Annotated in this window: 19 protein-coding genes; 9 read left to right on the top strand and 10 right to left on the bottom strand. The window is 37.1% G+C overall.

Features of this window, described 5'->3' with window-relative positions; all coding sequences use genetic code 11:
- Window positions 1-5: 5 nt before the first annotated feature.
- Window positions 6-731 carry a heme uptake protein IsdC gene (gene isdC / locus ACM26V_RS02840; protein ID WP_416149955.1) on the bottom strand — a complete coding sequence of 242 codons (726 nt, stop codon included), beginning with the start codon at window positions 729-731 and terminating at the stop codon, window positions 6-8.
- A 563-nt stretch (window positions 732-1,294) separates the two neighbouring features.
- Between isdC and ACM26V_RS02835 the strand changes: the two genes are divergently transcribed.
- The 4 genes from ACM26V_RS02835 to isdG all read left to right on the top strand — a co-directional run bounded on the left by ACM26V_RS02835 (window position 1,295) and on the right by isdG (window position 4,506).
- Complete coding sequence (locus ACM26V_RS02835; RefSeq protein WP_416149954.1) at window positions 1,295-2,281, top strand: ABC transporter substrate-binding protein; 987 nt, start codon at window positions 1,295-1,297, stop codon at window positions 2,279-2,281.
- 6 nt (window positions 2,282-2,287) lie between these two features.
- Window positions 2,288-3,286, top strand: coding sequence for a FecCD family ABC transporter permease (locus ACM26V_RS02830; RefSeq protein ID WP_416149953.1), 999 nt, complete (start codon window positions 2,288-2,290; stop codon window positions 3,284-3,286).
- Window positions 3,286-4,110, top strand: coding sequence for an ABC transporter ATP-binding protein (locus ACM26V_RS02825; RefSeq protein WP_416149952.1), 825 nt, complete (start codon window positions 3,286-3,288; stop codon window positions 4,108-4,110). The genes ACM26V_RS02830 and ACM26V_RS02825 overlap by 1 nt, the downstream gene beginning before the upstream one ends.
- A gap of 72 nt (window positions 4,111-4,182) precedes the next feature.
- The gene (gene isdG / locus ACM26V_RS02820) at window positions 4,183-4,506 is read left to right on the top strand and encodes a heme oxygenase (RefSeq protein ID WP_416149951.1); all 324 of its coding nucleotides are present in this window, start codon (window positions 4,183-4,185) and stop codon (window positions 4,504-4,506) included.
- A gap of 143 nt (window positions 4,507-4,649) precedes the next feature.
- Here the strand turns inward: isdG and ACM26V_RS02815 are convergent, their stop codons facing one another.
- Window positions 4,650-5,492, bottom strand: coding sequence for a SurA N-terminal domain-containing protein (locus tag ACM26V_RS02815; protein ID WP_416149950.1), 843 nt, complete (start codon window positions 5,490-5,492; stop codon window positions 4,650-4,652).
- A 514-nt stretch (window positions 5,493-6,006) separates the two neighbouring features.
- Here ACM26V_RS02815 and ACM26V_RS02810 point away from each other — a divergent pair.
- Window positions 6,007-7,416 (top strand): sodium/glutamate symporter, encoded by a 1,410-nt coding sequence (locus ACM26V_RS02810; RefSeq protein ID WP_416149949.1) that lies wholly within the window; start codon window positions 6,007-6,009, stop codon window positions 7,414-7,416.
- Between the two features lie 194 nt (window positions 7,417-7,610).
- Here the strand turns inward: ACM26V_RS02810 and ACM26V_RS02805 are convergent, their stop codons facing one another.
- Entirely contained in the window at window positions 7,611-8,273 is a 663-nt protein-coding gene (locus tag ACM26V_RS02805) for a ThuA domain-containing protein (protein WP_416149948.1), read from the bottom strand.
- A gap of 196 nt (window positions 8,274-8,469) precedes the next feature.
- Between ACM26V_RS02805 and ACM26V_RS02800 the strand changes: the two genes are divergently transcribed.
- A complete protein-coding gene (locus tag ACM26V_RS02800; RefSeq protein WP_416149947.1) occupies window positions 8,470-8,919 on the top strand; it encodes a cupredoxin domain-containing protein in 450 nt (149 codons plus the stop codon).
- A gap of 32 nt (window positions 8,920-8,951) precedes the next feature.
- Here the strand turns inward: ACM26V_RS02800 and gnd are convergent, their stop codons facing one another.
- Window positions 8,952-9,851: a phosphogluconate dehydrogenase (NAD(+)-dependent, decarboxylating) gene (gene gnd, locus ACM26V_RS02795; protein WP_416149946.1), complete on the bottom strand. Its 900-nt coding sequence runs from the start codon at window positions 9,849-9,851 to the stop codon at window positions 8,952-8,954.
- A gap of 160 nt (window positions 9,852-10,011) precedes the next feature.
- Between gnd and ACM26V_RS02790 the strand changes: the two genes are divergently transcribed.
- Window positions 10,012-10,869, top strand: a complete 858-nt coding sequence (locus ACM26V_RS02790) for a MurR/RpiR family transcriptional regulator (protein ID WP_416149945.1) — start codon at window positions 10,012-10,014, stop codon at window positions 10,867-10,869.
- 155 nt (window positions 10,870-11,024) lie between these two features.
- Here the strand turns inward: ACM26V_RS02790 and ACM26V_RS02785 are convergent, their stop codons facing one another.
- On the bottom strand, window positions 11,025-11,873 hold the full coding sequence (locus ACM26V_RS02785) for a SurA N-terminal domain-containing protein (RefSeq protein ID WP_416149944.1): 849 nt from the start codon (window positions 11,871-11,873) through the stop codon (window positions 11,025-11,027).
- 301 nt (window positions 11,874-12,174) lie between these two features.
- Window positions 12,175-12,939, bottom strand: coding sequence for a class I SAM-dependent methyltransferase (locus ACM26V_RS02780; protein ID WP_416149943.1), 765 nt, complete (start codon window positions 12,937-12,939; stop codon window positions 12,175-12,177).
- A gap of 408 nt (window positions 12,940-13,347) precedes the next feature.
- On the opposite strand from ACM26V_RS02780, the gene ACM26V_RS02775 reads away from it, so the two are divergent.
- A complete protein-coding gene (locus tag ACM26V_RS02775; RefSeq protein ID WP_416149942.1) occupies window positions 13,348-13,908 on the top strand; it encodes a lysophospholipid acyltransferase family protein in 561 nt (186 codons plus the stop codon).
- A gap of 81 nt (window positions 13,909-13,989) precedes the next feature.
- Here ACM26V_RS02775 and ACM26V_RS02770 read toward each other — a convergent pair whose 3' ends face one another.
- A complete protein-coding gene (locus ACM26V_RS02770; protein ID WP_416151774.1) occupies window positions 13,990-15,165 on the bottom strand; it encodes an MFS transporter in 1,176 nt (391 codons plus the stop codon).
- 681 nt (window positions 15,166-15,846) lie between these two features.
- On the bottom strand, window positions 15,847-17,634 hold the full coding sequence (gene pepF, locus ACM26V_RS02765) for an oligoendopeptidase F (RefSeq protein ID WP_416149941.1): 1,788 nt from the start codon (window positions 17,632-17,634) through the stop codon (window positions 15,847-15,849).
- Between the two features lie 286 nt (window positions 17,635-17,920).
- Here pepF and ACM26V_RS02760 point away from each other — a divergent pair, with 286 nt between their 5' ends.
- A complete protein-coding gene (locus ACM26V_RS02760) occupies window positions 17,921-18,901 on the top strand; it encodes a glycoside hydrolase family 43 protein (protein WP_416149940.1) in 981 nt (326 codons plus the stop codon).
- A gap of 112 nt (window positions 18,902-19,013) precedes the next feature.
- On the opposite strand, the gene ald is transcribed toward ACM26V_RS02760, so the two are convergent.
- Together ald and ACM26V_RS02750 are read right to left on the bottom strand one after the other, a co-directional pair.
- Window positions 19,014-20,150 (bottom strand): alanine dehydrogenase, encoded by a 1,137-nt coding sequence (gene ald / locus ACM26V_RS02755; protein ID WP_416149939.1) that lies wholly within the window; start codon window positions 20,148-20,150, stop codon window positions 19,014-19,016.
- Window positions 20,151-20,211: 61 nt separating this feature from the next.
- On the bottom strand, window positions 20,212-21,555 hold the full coding sequence (locus ACM26V_RS02750; protein WP_416149938.1) for an aspartate aminotransferase family protein: 1,344 nt from the start codon (window positions 21,553-21,555) through the stop codon (window positions 20,212-20,214).
- Between the last annotated feature and the right edge of the window lie 8 nt (window positions 21,556-21,563).

The raw sequence follows: 21,563 nt of genomic DNA, 5'->3' as shown, positions 1-21,563 counted from the left end.
CGTCTTTAAACTTCTTTAGTATTTAACTTCTTATGGACAATCAGTCCGCCAATGGATCCAATTAAAACTAAAATATATAAATAATAATTCGTCAAATCAGATGTTTGCGGATTGCTAACTACATTCTCATCACTTGAGGAGTTATTTCCATCTGATCCTGTACTTGAACTTGTTACCGTTTCATCACTTTCATCAGTGGAAGAGCTCGATTCATTCGTACTTGCTGTTTCCTGAGATTCATCGGATTCATCCGATTGAGTTTCTTCAGCCGCACTTGTCTGATTTAAACTGCTCATATCAAAAGAAAGCCGAACTGTATAATGGTTGTCATAGTCAATATCTGGAACAATGACATGAATTTTTGACTCTATTGGACTTGAAAGATCTGACGCCTGAAATTGAACAACTCTTGTGTCTGCTGTGCTATCAGAACTAATCACAGCTACATGATTCATAGCACCATTATTCATCACTTGAAATTCCTTAATCCAATCACTATGATTTAACTGCATTTGAACGGTTGTTACACCATCTTTCACATTCAGTGTAGCTGGTTTATCCCAATAATCATTTGCAATCGATGCTGAATCATCGCTAGCATGAAGAACAGTAAAACCAACCTTATATGTACCGTCAGATAGGGTTGTTTCTCCATACGCTTGCAGTGGTGATAGAAAGGCAACAAAGAACAACAGAGACAACATACTAAAAAAAACTTTATTTAATTTCACTCAAAACTCTCCTTTTTAATAATGATTATCATTCTCAATAGAAGATTTTAAAAAAATCCCTTACACGGATAGAAAGACTCCATTTTATTGATAATGATTATTATTATCAATTGTTTTTCACAAAAAAATTTGCTTCTTTTAACAAACCACATTTAGTGATAATCATTCTCAATACTTCTTGTAAAAAAAGACCTTTCTCCATCGATATTTATTTTGGCCACCCTATCCTCCCTCCAAAAGCCAACTTAATTGATAAAAACTACCAACTTCAAGCTTAATACTATAGTAACTATGAAAATAATGTCAAGTACAAATTTGTATATTTTTAGTATTTTTTTCTATCCTTTCACTTTCCTTTCCTATTATGTTTCTCAATATTTTTCTATATATATTAATTATATTTTTTGATTTTACTCCTATTTGCAATGTTTTCACAACCTAAATATCGTTTAGCTATTGACAATGTATAACTGCACCATATATGATTTATTTGTAATTGATAATGAATATCACTATCAATTGCCTAGGGTTTAAATTTTTTACTTCGTCATTCATTAAATAAATTGGAGGGAAATCTTATTGCGAAAAAAATCTTCGGGATCATTCCCATCACATTATTAATCCTAACTGGTTGCAGCGAATCAACAGTTAAAAGTTCAGAAAATACTGAAATAACAAAATCTTTAACCCAAGAAGCATCTGATTACGCAGCCGTCATTCATGACTTTGCTGACAGAGAAATTTCTTTTACTGACGCTCCTTCCAATATCGCAGCCTTAAGCAACGGCGATATGGATATTATTCATGCTTTAGGGGGCAATCTTGTTGGCCGACCTACTACTAACAGCCCCTTATATATTGATGAACTTCAAACCGTTGAAGAAATCGGAACAGTTCATGAAATTGATTTAGAAAAAATCACGTATGTTAAGCCTGATGTCGTTCTTGGAAATGATCCTATGAGTACAAAAGATATTCCAATCATTGAGGGAATTGGCGCTGAAATGGTCTTAACAAGTGCTAATTCTATTGATGAAATAAAAAGGCAAATTGAATTATATGGGCAACTTCTGGAAAAAGATGATTTGGCAAATGAGATAATATCCGACATAGATGATAAAATAACGTCATTTTCAGGTGATAGTTCCTCAGATTCTCCAAGAGTACTCGTCGTCTACGGTGCTCCTGGAACATACATGGCTGCATTGCCAAATTCTCTAAGCGGAGACATTCTAGAACATGCTGGCGGTATTAACATAGCTAGCGACTTTCCAAGTCTAGAAAATTATCCGCAATATGCTCAATTGAATGGTGAGCGAATAGTAGAAGCAAATCCTGACCTGATTCTCTTAATGACCCATGGGAACTCAGAAAGTGTCAGAGAGGGTTTTATCAGAGAGATGAAAGAAAACGGAGCATGGAATAATTTAGATGCTGTTATAAAAAATCACGTCGAAGTCTTACCATCAGACTTATTCGGTGCAAATCCTGGTACTAGAATCATAGAGGCTCTTGATTTACTCGATGACTTACTAGAGCCCGTGAGGTAATTATCTATGAATAAACCGTTAGAAAATAAATTTAAAAAAAGATGGGTAATCATTGCTACTCCAATATTTCTATTACTATCTGCTATATATGGATTAATTGAAGGTTCTGTTCCATTGTCCATTCCTGACATTTGGATGGTTTTCACTACAGATTTTCCGAGTGTCGAGAGAACGATCATTTTTGATTTACGGCTTCCTCGAATTTTAATAGGCATACTCGTTGGAGCCTGTTTAGCTGCGTCAGGCGCGCTCCTTCAAGGAGTGATGAAAAACCCACTTGCAGACCCAGGAATTATTGGGGTTACGGCTGGGGGGGGACTTGCCGCAATAATCTGTATGATTTTATTCCCGCAATTTAGTTATCTACTTCCTGCTTCTGCTTTTCTAGGTGCCTTAACAACATCCGTTATAATTTATGCATTAGCATGGGATCGCGGGGCATCACCTGTAAAAATTATTCTTGCAGGGGTTGCAATGAATTCTTTATTAGGGGCCGTCACGAATGGATTTATGGTGATTTATAGTGATCGCGTGCAAGCTGTTCTTCCATGGTTAGCTGGCGGCTTAAATGGTCGCAGTTGGCATCATCTAGAATTTATGGCTCCCTATACAATAATCGGGTTAATCTTAACCTTCTTTGCAATAAAACCATCTAACTTGCTATTACTAGGCGATGATTCAGCTAAATTGTTAGGAAATCATGTGGAACTGCAACGTTTTTTAATCATTATTTTAGCTGCTTTCTTAGCCGGAACCGCGGTTAGTGTTGCTGGATTAGTAGGGTTTGTAGGATTAGTTGTCCCCCATGTGTTTCGTATTTTAATAGGGAACGACTATCGCTTGCTACTTCCCTTATCCATTGTTGGCGGCGCGGGTCTCGTTGTCCTAGCAGACACGATTGCTCGCTCGTGGTTTGATCCAATCGAATTACCAGTAGGGATACTATTAGCTGCCCTTGGAGCACCTTTCTTTTTAATTTTATTAAGGAAACGAGGAATGCTGTGATGAAAGCTATGGAAACAGAACAGATTAGCTTGCAGAGGGGAAATTTTAAACTTGAGTCGATTTCATCTAGTTTCCCTAAAGGTCAAATCACAACAATCATTGGACCAAATGGTTCTGGGAAATCAACGTTACTAAATATTATCACTCGATTACAGCCTAGTGATACTGGTAATGTATCTATAAATGGCAAAGCATCTAAGCAGTATAAAACAAAAGAATTTGCCAAAACAGTCACGATGCTCCCCCAATCAAAAGATTTACTGCTTCATTTAACTGTGAAAGAGCTAGTTTCATATGGTCGTTCTCCTTACCAGAAAAAATTTGCACGCAACGTGTCATCCGACGATGAAGCGATTATTAATTGGGCAATGGAAGTAACAAGTACAAAACCACACGCAGATCAGATGTACCATACTCTATCAGGAGGTGAACAACAAAAAGCACGAATTGCGATGGCACTTGCTCAGAAAACAGATATTCTACTTTTAGACGAACCAACGACATTTTTAGATATTGCTCATCAGTTCGATGTATTGGAAATACTCCAGCAAATTAACAAGCAATACAACATCACGATTGTGATGGTATTACACGACCTACAACAAGCTGTATTTTTCAGTAACTATTTAATCGCAATGAAGAGCGGAAAGATTGTCACAACTGGATCTCCTGAAAGTGTTTTAACTTCTAGTTTTTTAAAAGAGGTATACGAAATTGATGCAAAAATAAAGTATGAAGATGATTACCCTATTATCATACCGGTAACAAATAAGAAAAAATCCGTACATGCACCGCAACAGAATCGTATTGAAAAGTATGTGTAGAAATTAATTTATGGTTAGTTAGATAGATAAAATGGCTTCGTTCCATTTATAAAAAATTAGGAGGAAATAAAAATGATTATTGTTACAAATACAGTACACGTAAAAACAGGTTTTTCAGAAAAGTTGATTGAGCGCTTCAATAAAGTTGGAATGGTTGAGAAAATGGACGGCTTCTTAGGTTTAGAAGTATTGCTTACGGAAAATACATCTGACTATGAAGAAGTAACGATTTATACGAAATGGAGTTCAAAAGAAGCATTCAAGGGGTGGACAGCTAGCGATGCATTTAAAGAATCTCACGCTCACCGTGGCGGACAACCTGACTTTATCCTTAAGAATAAAACAACTTTTTATGATGTAAAAGTTGTTAGAGAACCTATTGGCGCTTCTCACTAGAGTATGATCTAAAGATAATAAAAAGTGGAATCCAAAGACATTTCCGTCTTAGATTCCACCTTTCCTTTTAGTCACATTATTTCCTGAAGCAAAGAACCTTCCATGGTTCCGAAATTCTTTACTATCCACTAGCAATCATTCAATTATAGGTGAATGGTAACATCTGCCTCTTCACGCAAGGATTCAACATACGTTTGAGTAGCTTCTGCTTCTTTTTGACCTACTACCTGTTGTTCAAGTTCTGGTTCAACTTCTTCAAAGGATGGGATTTCCACTTCTTCTTCACTTGCTTCACCCATTTGCTCTTGCTGAGCGACTACCATATCATACATTTCTTGTAGCTCTTCATCTGTCGCTTCAATTTCACCAGCTTCAGCAGCAATTACTTTGTCAATTATTACTTCTGTTTCTACCTGAGACATAACCTCATCTTCTTCGACTCCTTGTTCTTGCATTGCATTCATAAATTCTTCTTCTGATTGAAGTCCACTTTGTGCTATTATTTCTTCTAGCGCTTGATCAACATCTTCTTGTGAAGCTTCAATATCACTGTTTTCTGCTTCCTGAACGAGAAGTTCTGTAAAAACAAGACTGTCAGCAACCTGTTCTTTTAATTGGTCTTGATTTACTTCCTCACCAGACATTTGTGATTGCATTGCAACTTGCTGAAATTGTGCTGTATATGTAGCTTCAAACTCTTCATTTGAAATTTCCTCTCCATTTACATCTGCAACAACATCAGGAATGTCATCTAAATCTGGTTCAGGCATTTCAGGTTGCTCAGCCATTCCCTCTTCGCCTAGTGCATCTTCCAATGAAGCTTCGTTATCTTCAGCAGATTCTTCCTCCTGCGTTTCTACTTCCTCATTGTTTCCATTGTTTCCTTCGTTTAATTCATTTACATTACCTTCCCCTTCATCAGAACAAGCAGCCATTACTGCGACTGCTGCTGCAAGGGATATAGTTAAAAACGATTTTTTATTCATTGTTAGTTCCCCTTTCTTAATATCTTGATTGCTATCCTAACATATCAAAAAAATTTGTAAAACGATTGCTAGCTATCGTTTTGCTATAGTTATCGGTATTCTCTATAACTATCAAAATTTTATACAGACCCTTTTCCATACATCTCTCTGTATCTCCATTAATCTCGTTATATATCACTCAATACATCCATGAAAAATCTAACCTTTGTTTAGGTTGTAAAAGTGTGTAATAGTATCTTTGATTATGGAAACACTCACATTATCGTTCAATAGGAATTATATGTTTATCCCGTTTTTCGATTAATAATTATGATGCTGCTTTTTCACTATGTACAAACGATCCCATTAATTAAATTTCCACGTTTTTCTAATTGACTTGCAGGGTATACTTTATTGGTATTGACGTTCCTTATATTACATACTAAGTCGCAGAAGAATTTTTAGATTTATAATGTTTTCAGATATTTTTAAAAACCACAATCATCTTGCTACTATTTAAGGAGGATTATTTCTTATGTCAGCAGAACTCGTTGGACTTGGATTTGTCGTTTTAGCAGTTTTTATAGTCATTGGCAAGTGGGTCAGAGTCTTTACCCCCATGCTGCAAAATATCTTTCTTCCATCATCAATTATTGCAGGGTTGATCGCACTTTTAGTTGGCCCCGAAGTGCTAGGGAGGATCGTATTAATTTTTACAGAAGAAGAATTTTTTCTATCGCAAGGATTCCTAACACCAGATATTCTCTCAGTTTGGTCTACGCTTCCTGGTCTATTTATTAATATCGTCTTTGCCTGCCTTTTCCTCGGAAAAGAATTACCAAGCTTAAAAAAAGTATGGGACATTGGTGGACCTCAAGTCGCGATGGGTCAGATGGTTTCATGGGGACAATATGTCGTTGGTTTATTGCTCGTTCTATTGATATTAACTCCATTTTACGGGGTCAATCCATTAGCCGGCACACTCATTGAAATTAGTTTTGTCGGTGGACACGGAACGGCAGCTGGTTTAAGTAATACCTTTGAAGAACTAGGCTTTGCAGAAGGCTACGATATGGCTATTGGTTTAGCAACAATCGGTATATTAAGTGGTGTCCTCATCGGAATAATTCTCATCAATTGGGGCGTGCGAACAGGTCGTGCAAAGGAGCTTGGTGGAAGTGATAAAGTAAAAGTTGATGGGCAGCATGGTATTATTGACTTTGATGAACGTGATTCAGGTGCAGACATAACAACCCGCCCCGAATCGATCGAACCGCTTTCGATACACCTTGCTTATGTAGGAGTCTCTATTGGAGTTGGGATTTTGCTTTTGGAAGGTCTAGTTTGGCTTGAATCAGTGTCATGGGGACCTTTAACAGACACATATTTAATGATTTATGTACCTTTATTTCCATTGGCGATGGCAGGAGGGATTATCGTTCAAGGTTTCTCTCAACGTTATGATACTTTTAAAATTATTGATAGAAAGTTGATTAACCGCATTGGTGGTCTTTCTTTAGATATTTTAATCGTCGCTGCCATCGGTACAATTTCGTTGCAAGTCATCGGAGACAACATCGTTGCCTTTGTTTCGTTAGCTATGGTTGGGCTAGTTTGGAATCTTTTTGCATTTTTAGTTTTAGCACCAAAAATGATCCCTTCTTATTGGTTTGAACGAGGTATAGGTGACTTCGGTCAGGCGACAGGAATTACGGCAACAGGCTTGCTTTTGATGAAAGTCGTCGATCCTGAAAACCGTACCCCTGCCCTTGAAGGATTTGGCTATAAACAAATTCTCTTTGAACCACTTGTTGGTGGTGGATTATTTACTGCAGCCGCGATGCCACTCGTTGCTCAGTTCGGCCCTGTTGCCATCCTAATTTTCTCCTTCATTGTGACTGTATTCTGGCTACTGCTTGGATTGTTTTACTTCGGGAAAAAATAGCGAAGTCGTAAGGGAGCACAAGTACATCGCAATCAACACTTCATTCGGAGAAAACCTAGAAAACCGATCAAAATCGCTTTGTTTAAACAAAAAACCTCTGTCCTTTTGAAAAATAAAAGTTCAGAGGTTTTTTATGATTGTTTTCGAAGGATTTCTTATACTTCTTTATTATGAGCAAGTATCTGAAAGCGTTCCTATCCCCGACACCATTTCAATGAATTGACAACCGTTCTTTGAAAGGCTGGATGTAATAAGCCTTCTTCAAGATGAGCTGGAGCAAGGCATACGACGCGACCTTTTCCATATTCATGAGCCCATCCACCAATCGATTCTCCATCAATCGACTTTGATTTAAGCAGGACATTCGTGTTCTCTTCATCGCATTCGACAAAATAATGTTCATCTAAAAAGCTGAACGTTTTATCTTCTACGATAAATTCCGCACCTGGCACAGCAGTATACTCAACGATTTGCATTGCAGGATGGTGGATAAACGATCCTCGTAACATGGTAAGGTAGTCTTGCGCATTTTCGAACTTCGCCATTCCTGAGTGCCACGCCAACCAACCACCCCCATTTTCAACGTAATAGGTAATGGCCGATTCTATTTCACTATCCATCCACGTCTCAACATGATCGTCTTCAGGATTTAAACGATTTTCTTTAAATAAAATCACTGCATCTGGTTTTGATGATTTTGACTTTAAATCGTCAATGAGATCACTCGGTAAAATATAGTTTATTTCAACTTCCTCATCTGCTTCTTTTAACAACTCAACCGTTCGTTCAATTGCTTTAAATGACACTTCTTTGTCATGATAAAAATCTCCATTAATTGCTGTTATTTTAAAAGACATGAAAGCTGTACCTCCTCTAAATTTGGAAGCGGAAGAACCGTCCCTGCGCTTCTTTTAAGTCGTGAGAAGTGTCCCTCTGCTTCTGTTCTCTTAATTACTTCTATACATTGGTCCAATTCTCCTTTTTTTAAAAAATGGACAAGTTTTCTTTTTACGTGCGTATACTCAATTAACGATAAGAGATTGGAGGAGACATATGAAGTTGATTACAGTTAAAAGAAGATGGATCATTGGTGCTTTGCTTGGATTATTTCTTGCAATTGGATTCTTTTTATTTAATCCATTAGCTCACCTAACTGGCGGAACGATGTCTGCGGATGACAATGAAACGTACCATATAAATATGGTAACTGGTGAATTCAAATCAGAAACTAAATCAGGAGAAGAAATCGAGTCATATCGCTGGGACCCTGGTACGATCCATATCCCTAAAGGAGAGCCGGTCACTCTTAGTATATTTGGAGTAAACGGTGAAGAACACCCATTTATTATTGAAGGTACAAACGTGAAAGGCACCGTAAAAAAAGGCGAAGAAACGTTATTAAATCTGCAATTCAATGAATCTGGGACGTACAAACTCATATGCACAGCACACGAAACGATGGATGATAATGGACCAATGATTGCTTACTTAATAGTTCAATAAAGTTAATATAATCTCCATGTAAGGTTTATCATTTACTCTTTTTTGTGAACTTCATGCCCGCCAAATTCATTTCTTAACGCAGCAACTACCTTTCCAGTAAATGTATCATCCTCGAGAGATCGATATCGCATCATGAGTGACAAGGCGATAACTGGTGCGGCAGTTTGTAAATCAAGTGCAGTCTCTACGGTCCATTTTCCTTCTCCCGATGAATTCATGATTCCACGAATATCATCTAGCTTTGGGTCTTTAGAGAATGCGCTTTCTGTAAGTTCCATAAGCCAAGAACGAATAACTGACCCGTGATTCCAAACTTTAGCAACTTTTTCATAATCATAGTCAAATGGACTTTTCTCTAAAATATCAAATCCCTCAGCAATCGATTGCATCATGCCATACTCGATTCCATTATGAATCATTTTCAAGAAGTGACCGCTACCTGTCTTTCCCGCATGATGATAGCCATTTTCAATCGTCGTATCTGTAAAAATTTTCTCCAATCTTTGCACGGCTTTTATAGGTCCACCGACCATCATACATGCTCCGTGTCGTGCCCCTTCAATTCCACCACTCGTTCCAACATCGATTAAGTCAATTCCCTTTTCCTTGAGGAATTCTGCTCTTCTAAGAGAATCTTTATAATTCGAGTTTCCTCCATCTAAAAGAATGTCTCCCTTGTCTAATAATTGAGACATTTTTTCCACAAGGTTCTCTGTAATTTTACCAGATGGTACCATAAGCCAGACTGCTCTAGGGCGTTGCAACTTTTCGACTACTTCTTCAACAGAGAAAGCTGAAACCGCACCCTTTTTAGCAATCTCGTCTACTTGATGAATATTAATATCATTCGCCACTACTTCGTGATGATGGTCTAACATATTCTCTGCCAAATTAAACCCCATTTTTCCAAGACCTATTAATCCAATTTGCATCTTTTCACACCTCTCTCAAAATTTAATGAAATTTTATTTCTCAATACCTCTCATTATAAGATGTATTATTTCTTTTTCAAGTTATTTTATGAAAAAAATTTTTTTATTGGCCGATTTCATTTATAATGAATGAAATCGCACGTTTAAAGGGGCACCTCAAATGACAGCAAATGAAAATACCCATTGCAAACATCGGATTCGCGCTTCCTATGGAGACTTCCGAGATAAAGAAAGAAAAATTGCCGATTATATTTTAGAGCATCCTGAAATAATTATTCATTCGACAATTAGCCAAGTAGCAGAAAACCTTAACGTAGCAGAAGCAACCGTGTTCCGCTTCTGTAAACGAATTGGTTTTAAGGGGTATCAAGCGATGAAAATTGCGCTTGCATCCGAAGTTGATAAAGGAATAAAAGACATCCATGAAGCAATTCAAGAAGGAGATGATGAACAGCTTGTAGCCGAGAAAGTGTTCCATTCTAATATTCATACGTTGGAAGAGACCTTATCTATTGTAACTGAGAACGATTTTAAAAAGGCCGTCAAATTGATCCTCGAAGCTAATCGTGTTGAGTTTTATGGAAATGGGGGCTCAGGTATCATTGCGATGGATGCCCATCACAAATTTATGCGCACTGGTATTCCAACTGCTTCTTATAGTGACTCTCACTTTCAAGTCATGTCTGCTTCTCAGCTCACTAAGAATGATGTCGTCGTACTAATCTCTCATACTGGCACGAATCAGGACATTCTCCAGGCCATGGAAATCGCCAAACAGCAAGGGACAAAAACAATTGGAATTACAACGCTAGCGAAATCTCCTTTAGCTGAAAACGTCGATGTTCCGCTTTATACTATCGCTGAAGAAACAGATTACCGTTCTGAAGCCCTCTCCTCTCGTATTGCACAATTAACTCTTATTGATTGTCTTTATGTCAATGTTAGTATCGGGCGAAAGGAATTAATGCAGAAATCATTGTCTAAAATAAGAAAAGCCATTAATACTAAACGGAAATAATGTTTTTCGCAACAATGGGGTGAGGATTGTATGTTTTAAGATGTATGTATCATACCAATCGATCCTAGCGAAACAGCGATAACGATTGTTACAAGCTTAGCACACCAAAAAAACCAGGTCCAAATGAATGGCACCTGGTTTTAATATAAATAAAATTAAAGATAAATCGTCACATCTGCATCTTCACGAAGTTCTGCAATAAGCGTTTGAAGTAATTCCGTTTCTTGTTGATCCTTCACATGTTGTACAAGATCATCTTTTACTTCTTCAAAAGATGGTATTTCTATTTCTTCTTCGGTCTCCCCAGCCATTTCTTCTTGTTGGGCAACCATCTGATCATAAAATTCTTGTAGTTCTTCATCTGTTGGCTCGTTATCCCCTAGCTCACTAGCAATAAGCTGCTCTACTTTTACTTCTGTCTCCAACTGAGACATGATTTCATCTTCATCCATGCCTTGGTCTCCTACAATGGAAAAAAACTCTTCCCTTGATTCAAGGCCATTTTGCGCAACTATTTCATCGAGCGTTTCATTTACTTCATCTTCTGTGGCTTCAAAACCATTTCTGTCTGCTTCTTGAATAAGGAGTTGCGTACCAATCATGTTTTCTGCAAGTTCTTGTTTCATTTGGTCTTCGTCAACTTCTGCTCCACCCATCATAGTAGCATACTGAAATTGCTGTTGGTAAATAGAAACAAATTCATCTCTCGGTATTTCATCTCCATTTACTTCTGCAACAACATCTGGGATACTTTCTAAATCTGGCTCAGGCATGTCCATTTCCGGTTGTTCAGCTAATTCCTCTTCTGCGAGTGCGTCTTCAAGAGCCACTTCCTCATTGACTTCATTATCTCCAACAGGTTCTTCCTCCTGCGTTTCTACTTCTTCATTATTTTCTTCGTTTACTTCAGCCACATTACCTTCATCTTCGTTACTGCAAGCAGCAATTACAGATACGGATAAGGCAAGGGTTAAACTTAATAAGTATTTTTTATTCAATGTCATTCTCCTCACTTAATATTGTCTTTTTGACTATTTTACCATATCAAAGTTACTAGTAAACCTCTGACAAAGTGTCCTTTCTTTTATTCTTACAAATATCATCTTTCTGAACATGAGAAAGCTCAATATACTTCGTTATATCTCTATTTGTTCCTATCTTTCATTATTTTCTTCATGAAATCAGTACATTTTATGAATATTGTAAAAGTATGTAATAGTCTCATTGAATGTGGACAATACGTACATTTTCAAAATCAATTTTTTTACGATAGAAGAAGGAACCCACACTGATAGGTTCCAACCGCTAAATATCCTCTTTAAAACCAACGACACGAATCCTTTTATAATCTGCTATCCAATGTTCCTCTTGATATAACGTTTCTTTCAAGTTTTTTTCGACACCAACAATCATTTTCTCTTTCACATTTTCAGATTGGCCTTCAAACAAACTACTAGCGAACATTTCAATCCAATTTCTTAAACCTGAATTCGCATCTAATGCTGTTGGTCGATCAAAGTGTTGTGCAAACGTCACTCTAAATCCCACTTCTTCCATAATCGTTGTATATTCAGCTATACTCGGAAAATACCACGGAAAACGACTTACTTCTATTTCCAGTCCTAACTCCCTATATTGATTGAAAATTTCATTGGTTATTTGTTGTACATTCCCCTTACCACCAAATTCCGCAACAAATCTCCCTCCTGTTTTTAAGCTTTTGTATATACAATTTAAAGCCTGTTTCGGAGTTTTCACCCAATGAAGTGTCGCGTTAGAAAAAATAGCATCAAATTCGCTCGTGTATTTCAGATCAACTGCATCCTTAACTAGAAAGGTTATCTGTGGGTATTTATTCTTTGCTTGTTGCACCATATTTTCGGATTTATCAATCCCAATTACTTTTACTTGCTGCTCTTGTAATTCATTCGCCAAATCGCCTGTTCCACAACCAATGTCAAGAATTTGTTCTCCTTGTTTCGGTGCTAGCATGTCCAATAAGTCATTACCCAACATAGAAACAAACGAGTGTTTTCCATCATATAAATTTGCATCCCACATATCTTTCATTCTCGCCCTCCATTCCCCTTCCACTAACTATAAGGAAGATATTTACTATATTACTGCTTTTAGGCATTAAACTCTATAAATATATCTGGCTTCTATTAAAGTATTCTACCGCTTTATATAGATTTATTTCGCAACCACTGATAAAATATTACAAGGAATGTTCTCAAAATTTTACGAATATATCTTTTTCTCTCCTTACTTCTGTAATAATCGTATTGATTAGCAGTTAGATAGAGTTACGCATGTCTCTGAAAACAGGCTATGTAAGAACAATATTTCAGAAAAACTTGGCTTATCGCCAAGTCCTCATGGCGAAAGCCTTACTTTATCTTATACTTTAATCCTTTAGCTAAGTTAAACATTCTTAAAGTAAAAAAATATTTACAACATAGAAAAAGGTGAAAAAACATGGTTTATAAAATAGTTGTTTTTACAATGTACTGGATCACGCATTTACGTTTTCGTTTGAAAGTTCAAGGAGTCAAAAATATACCAGAAGGTGGCGTCATTATCGCCATGAACCATCGTAGTAACTGGGATTCCCTAGTAGTTGGCACGCACACACCTAGAAAATTGTACATAATGGCTAAAGAAAGTCTCTTCCAAAAAAGATGGTTAGCGTGGTTAATAACTGAAATGGGTGCCTTCCCAGTTAATCGAGAAAAAGCCGATATAAAGTCGTTAAGACATTCCTTGAAACTTTTAAAAGACGGTCAAATCTTTTCGATATTTATTGAAGGCAGCCGAAGTCAGACCGACGATATGCAAGAACCAAAAAAAGGGATTGGTTTTATTGTCTCTAAAAGTGGTGCTCCTGTCATCCCTGCATACATTGATGGAACAACAAATAAGAAGTGGTTTAGTAAGGCGACTGTCACATTCGGAAAACCGATCTATTTTGATGGGGAAAAAGACTACGAACTGATTAGTCAAACGATTGCAGACAAATTAAGTGCTTTGAAAAAGTAAATATTATCAATCAAAACGGAGTATGAAGCCACTTGTCTTTAAGTGCTTTCATACTCCGTTTATATATATGCTTCTTCTTATTTATTTTGAAACGGAAGCAAGAGAACCGTCCCTGCGCTTCCTTTTGCTTGTTTTCCGACTTGCGGTTGGCTTCGTTCCAGTGTCATATTCACGTTTATTTAGCCATAAGCAAAAGATAGTAACAATCACAAGCAAAACAAAACCAATGCTGTATGCTCCGGTTTGGTCTTTAATAATCCCCAACATAATCGGTGGAAAAAAACCACCAAGACCTCCTGCAGCTCCAACAATTCCTGTCACAGCTCCAGTAGATTTTGGAAACATACTTGGGACCATCTTAAAAACTGTTCCACAGCCTACACCTGTTACAATCGCCAACAGTAAACAAGCTAGAGTCATTATTATGAGATTTTCTATTGCCACTGATAGCAACAGGCCACAAGCAATAATTCCGATAAACACAACAGTTAACATCTTCCCAGGATCAAACCTATCCGCGATATAACCACCGACTGGCCTGGCGAGTGTTGCCAGAACAACAAAGCCTGCCGCTCTCATGCCTGCGTCAACTGCGGATAATTCGAATAAATTTATCAGTAACGTTGGTAAGTAAATCCCTAGAGCAACAAAGATACCGAACGTTACAAAATAAAACAAAGAAAGAATCCAAGTATCTTTAAATCTCAATATAGTTAATTCTTCTCTTACCGTACGGTTCGCTTTCGATTTTGGTGTTTCAGGCGTGTAAAACCAGATGACAGCTGCCATGATCACGACCGGTATAATTAAGCTCCAAAAAACCCATTCGACACCCCATAACAAAGCAATCGATGGAAGCGTAAATGTAGCCACCGCTGTTCCTACATTCCCTATCGCGTTTATTCCTAATGCCGTTCCCTGCTTTTCTTTCGGAGTCCATTTCGAAACAAATGTCATCGAGATGGCGAAAGCCGTCCCTGCCATCCCGAGAAATAACGCACACACCAAAAGCATCAAATACGATTGAGCAAAACCTGACGCTAATAATGGCAGAACTAGAAACAACATAAGAGCTGTATACATTTTCCGACCGCCATATTTTTCGGTTAATATTCCAAACGGAACCCTCATAATTGATCCTAATAAAACTGGAATAGCTACCAACATACTTTGTTGTGTTGCTGAAAGATGATACATTTCTCCAAAGTGATTAATTAACGGTGAAAAAGCAGCCCATGCTGTAAACGCAATAATCATTCCTATCGTAGTAATCGCTAAAAATCGTTTGTTAACTCTTTCTTGCCCCAATGTCTTTTACCCTCCATACATGCTCGTTTACAAGAACATACTAAGTGTTATCAATAGATATTTTCGTGAATACATCACTTTTTAACTCATCATTTTCACAAGTACACAAGTCATAGATTGCCACAAAATAGCTAATTTGTATGGAATATAGATAGATTATCTTACAATGTTTTGTATGTATATTTAGAGAAAACCCTTCTTAATCACCAGTCTGAAGAGGTATCTGGTCACCATATGTTACGTCTAACTCACGTACAAAAAAAGGAAACAGAAAAAAATCTGCTTCCTTTCATCATTGTTCCATTTTAAGTGCGACTTCTGTCTTTAGTCTTCTAAATCATCGATCTTATTAACTAACTTTTCTTCAAAAACATCAAACTATCCTTTTGTTTTTGATATTCTCTTCATCTCACACTCCCTCATTTCCAAATGGCACCCTATTCAGTTTATGAATTTTTCAATAATTATAAATTATACTTGGTTAGACACTATTGATTCTTCTAATAATAGAAATTAGAAAGCCTTAGTTTATTTTATACTTTAATCCTTTAGCGAAGTTAAACATTCTTAAAGTACAAAATAGGAGCTCTCACATTTTTTCATGAGAACTCCTTTAGGCTATGTGCAAGGCTATAGTTTCGAGAATTCGTCGACCAATTCTGCGAAGAGGCTGAGTGCATCTTCAATCGGTTCTGGACTCGTTAAATCGACCCCTGTTTTCTTCAATAATTCAATCGGATAATCCGAACTACCGCTCTTCAAAAATTCCTGGTAGTTTGCAAGTACTTCTTCATCACCATTCAATATCTTGTTAGCAATGGCGATGGCAGCGGCGAAACCTGTTGCATATTGATAGACGTAAAATGGCCGATAAAAATGGGGAATTCTTGCCCAACCATATTTCGTTTGTTCCTCTAACACGAGTGAATCTCCGTTATACTCTTGAAATAACGCTTCATACAATTCGCTGAAAGATTCTGCATTTAAAGACTCTTGCTTTTCAGCACGTTCATGCGTCTTCTTTTCAAACTCTGCAAACATCACTTGTGTAAAAAATGTTCCCTTAAATTGATCAATAAAGTGATTTAATAAATACTTTCGATATTCTTCATTTTTCGCATTTTTCAATAAGAAGTTAATTAACAACACTTCATTTACCGTAGACGCCACTTCTGCAACAAAAATCGTATATCCGGCTGTAATTTGTGGCTGGTGTGTATTTGAATAGTGACTATGCATCGCGTGCCCCATTTCATGCGCCAACGTAAATAAGCTATTCAAGTCATCCTGATGATTCAATAATACAAACGGATGAATCCCATAAAGCCCTAAGTTATAAGCACCTGAACTTTTTCCTGGAGTTTCACGGACATCAATATACCTCTCACTTTTCATTTCTTGCAATACATTAATATAGTCACTTCCAAGAGGAGATAATGCATCTAACATCATTTGGTAAGCATCATCGAAAGAAATGTCTTCTTTCACTCCATTTACCAAAGGAACAGCTAAATCATATTGTCTTAATTCGTTTACACCTAACGTCTTTTTTCGTAATTCGGTATAGCGATACATCGATTGAAGGTTATCTTTTGTCGTTTGAATCAAATTTTCATAAACCTCTTTTGGAACCTTATTAGCAAATAAAGATTTTTCTAGTGCAGAAGGATAACTTCTTACTTTCGACAGTGTCACATTATTTTTTATCGCAGCGGACAATGTTGAAGCAATTGAATTCTTCAGCTGTACATAAGGTTTGTAATAAGCGTTGTAAGCTTCTTCACGCTTCGAACGATCATCCTCTTCCATTAATTTCGAGTACATTCCTCGAGTAAGCTCCACTTTGTTTCCATCATCATCGGTTACTTCGCCAAATTTGATGTCGGCATTGTTTATCATTCCGAAGGTCCTACTTGGTGAAGAAAGGGATTCCCCTAATTGAGATAATAGTTCTTCTTTTTCTTTACTTAATACGTGCTTTTTATATCGATAAGCATCGTACAAATCGTCTTTAAAATAATCTAAGCGAGAATCTTCCTCGATATATTTATCTAATGTGCTTTTTTCTAACCCTAAAAGAAAAGGCGTAAAGAAGGACGTAGCCGAATTCAGCTTCACACCAAGTTGACTCGCCTTTTCTAATAACGATTGAGGTAGTGTTTCTCTTGTATCAAGATCACCACTTAGCTTTGCGTATACAAAGACGTTCTTAAACAATGTTTCAACGAGTTCTTCTTTATGCAAAAAGTTATAAAGCGTTTTGCCATCATTAATTTTCCCATCAAAAGTTTGCAGTTCAGCTACATTTTTTTCTATTTTTTGATAATCCCTTTCCCACTCCTCGAGTGACACATAGATATCATTTAAATCCCACTTTTCTGTTTCTGGAACCTCTTCTCTCGACTTATAGGTTTTCATACAAAAACTCCTCTCGACTGATATATATTTACCATACCAAAAAACAATGATAATTATAAACTTTTACGCTAAAATAAGACGATCAACGTTATATTACTAACACTGACCCACTAATTATGTACCAAAGATTATTTTGTCTGAATCTCTCTATCGGAACGTTCCACTTTTAATATTGATATTCAAACCGGAAACTGAAATTCTTGTTTCATTGAAGTATTTGCTTGTTGTACTAATATTGATATAATAAAAATAGTTGTAGAAATTTTGTTACTAAGGGGGAGTTCAGTTGAAAAATGTAGTTAAACCAAATACACCATTAGTAAATCATATTTATACTGCAGACCCATCTGCTCATGTTTTTGAAGGTAAAATTTATATATATCCTTCTCACGACCTTGATCATGATGGACCTTCTAATGATAATGGTGATCAATATGCTATGGAAGATTATCATGTTTTATCGATGAATGATTTTAATTCTGAATGTGTAGACCATGGAGAAGTTCTTCACGCAAAAGATATTCCATGGGTAAAGAAACAACTATGGGCTCCAGATGCTGCTTTTAAAAACAATACGTACTATTTATTTTTTCCTGCAAAAGATAAAGATGATATTTTTCGAATCGGCGTCGCAACAAGCTCCTCTCCTGCTGGTCCATTCACGCCTCAAGCAAACTACATTCAAGGTAGTTTCAGTATTGATCCGGCCGTATTTGTGGATGACGACAACAAGGCATACCTGTATGCTGGAGGTCTTTGGGGAGGCCAATTAGAAAAATGGCAAACTGGTTCGTTTAATCTCAACGCGGATGACCCTGATAAAGGTGGACCTGCATTAGGACCTGTTATAGCCGAATTAAGCGAAGATATGACCAGCTTTAAAGAAGCTCCTAAGGAAATATCCATTATTGATGAAAATGGCAATCCTATTCTTGCAGGCGATGAAGATAAACGTTTCTTCGAGGGAGCATGGGTACATAAATACAATGACAATTATTATTTATCCTATTCTACGGGCACAACTCATTATATCGTTTATGCAATGAGCAAAAATCCATACGGACCTTTTGTTTACAAAGGTAGAATACTTGAGCCTGTTGAAGGATGGACTACCCACCATTCGATTGTAGAGTTTGAGGAAAAATGGTATCTATTTTATCATGATTGCTCTTTATCAGGAGGAGTAGACCATAAACGCAGTGTAAAGTATAGCGAACTAAAATATAATGATGATGGTACCATTCAAACCATTGATCCAACTAAATAACAGTTATTATCCGTCAAACAAAAACAACGTCTACATCTTGTATCGAGATGTGGACGCTGTTTATTTACAAGTAAGTAAAATAGGTTTTATAAATGGTTAAATGGTATGATATTTACATTACTTTATTTAAACGATCAATATCTTGATCTCGAATCGTTGAATATTCGATATTATGAGCGTCTGCTACTTCTTTAAATGTCACTCTGCCATTCATAACGTTGACACCTTTCAGTAACGCTTCATCCTCAGTACATGCTCTTTCAAAACCTTTGTTAGCTATCTGTAACGCATATGGCATCGTCACATTTGTTAAAGCGATCGTTGATGTTCGAGGTACAGCACCAGGCATGTTACCGACTGCATAATGCACGACTCCGTGCTTTACATAGGTTGGATTATCATGGGTTGTCACTCGATCAACAGTTTCTACAATACCGCCTTGATCTATTGCAACGTCAACGATGACACTTCCTTCACTCATATTGGATACCATTTCCTCCGTAACAAGTTGAGGTGCTTTAGCTCCAGGAATTAATACAGCACCAATGAGCAAGTCTGATTCAGCCGACGCCTCACTAATGTTCAGCGGGTTAGAAATTAATGTATTAATCGAGTTGGAAAAAATATCATCTAACTGACGAAGTCGTTCTGGATTTAAGTCAATAATTGTTACTTCAGCTCCTAACCCTATGGCAATTTTTGCGGCATTTGTACCAACAATTCCACCTCCAATTATCGTTACCTTTCCACGTTTCACACCAGGAACCCCTCCTAATAGAATTCCTTTTCCTCCTTCTGTTTTCTCAAGATAATGAGCTCCCATTTGCGTTGCCATCCGTCCAGCTACTTCACTCATCGGTGTTAATAAAGGAAGACTGTTATCTGGCAATTGAACGGTTTCATAAGAAATAGCTACAACATTTTTTTGGGCAAGCGCTTCAGTTAAAGGTTTGTCTGCTGCTAGATGGAGATAAGTGAACAATATTAATCCATCATAAAAATACGAATATTCTTCTGCTATCGGTTCTTTTACCTTCATCACCATTTCTTGAGCCCATGCATCTGCTGCTGATGCAACAATAGTAGCTCCTACTTGTTTATAATCGTCGTTTATAAAACCAGAATTTACACCTGCATTGTTTTCTATAAAAACTTTATGATTCGCTTGAATCAGGTTTAATACCCCAGCAGGTGTAATCGCAACGCGGTTTTCATTGTTTTTTATTTCTTTTGGTACACCAATTCGCATGACAAAACCTCCTTATTTCACTTAAGACAAAGCTGATTTCGTAGAGAAATTCTTTTGAAAACTACTTTATATTCTCTAATCCCTTTACTAATGTATCCACTATTAGTAAAAGATCCTCTTCTGCAATATTTAATGGTGGTGAGAGAGTTAATACATTGTTATATCCTTCGACAGTGACACCGTTTTTGCCAATGATTACTCCCTGTTGTTTACAATAAAAAATAACAGCATCTACTTTTTTTACGTCTAATGGTTCTTTTGTTTGCTTATCTTTTACTAGCTCAATACCAATAAGCAATCCTTTTCCCCGAACATCTCCAACATAAGGATGGTCTTGAAGATTATTTTTTAATTGGAAACGTGTTTGCTCTCCTAATTCTCTCGAACGATCAAACAACTTTTCATTTTCGATTATTTCTAAATTCTTTAATGCTACCGCACACGCTGCTGGATTTCCGCCGAAAGTATTAATATGACGAAAAAACTGATACCCATCATCTCCTTTAAACTCCTCATATATCTCCCTTTTAACAGCTGTTGCTGAGAGTGGTAAATAAGCACTTGTCAATCCTTTCGCCATTGTAATAATGTCTGGTTTCACATCATAGTTCATGAATCCAAAAGCTTTTCCCGTTCGTCCAAAACCACAAATCACTTCATCTGCAATAAGTAAAGCACCATGGCGCTCGCACGCCGCTTTTGCTTCGACCATGTATTTATCAGGAGGAACTAGGATACCGCCACCCGTAATAATCGGTTCCATAATTACCCCAGCTATGGTGTCGCTAAATTCCCATGTCATCACGTCATCAAGATTTTTAGCTCCCCAGCGATCATTCTCTCCGTGATCATTTCGATAATTATCAGGCGGAGAAACGTGCAAAAATCCTGGACTGAGTGGTTCATATTTAAATTTACGTTGCGCCTGCCCAGTCGCTGCTAGTGCAGCTGCTGTGTTACCATGATACGATCGATACCTTGAAATGAACTTATACCTGTGGTAATCGTCCTTTTGCTGATGATATTGCCTGGCAATTTTGAACGCTACCTCATTTGCCTCTGAACCGCTATTTGAAAAGAAAATCACATAGTCATCATCAAGCATACTATTAATTTTTTCCGCTAGGTGAATTGCGGGAAGATGACTTTGTACTAAAGGAGTATATGCGAGCTCTTTCATTTGCTGATAAGCTGCTTCTGCCAACTCAATTCTGCCGTAACCAACATTAACACACCATAAACCTGCCATTGCATCTAAATATCTTTTTCCATTTATATCTGTTACCCACGATCCCTCTGCTTTTTTTGCAATCATTGTAGCTTCTGGATTGTACGGCTTCATAGAATGCCATAGATACTTCTCATCTTTTGCAAGCATCTCTTCTCTCTTATCTGCTTTTATCATATGAAACC

Origin of the sequence: Salipaludibacillus sp. HK11 (genome assembly GCF_047795645.1) — a bacterium.
GTDB lineage: Bacteria > Bacillota > Bacilli > Bacillales > Salisediminibacteriaceae > Salipaludibacillus.
This window is presented reverse-complemented; position numbering and strand designations above follow the sequence as displayed.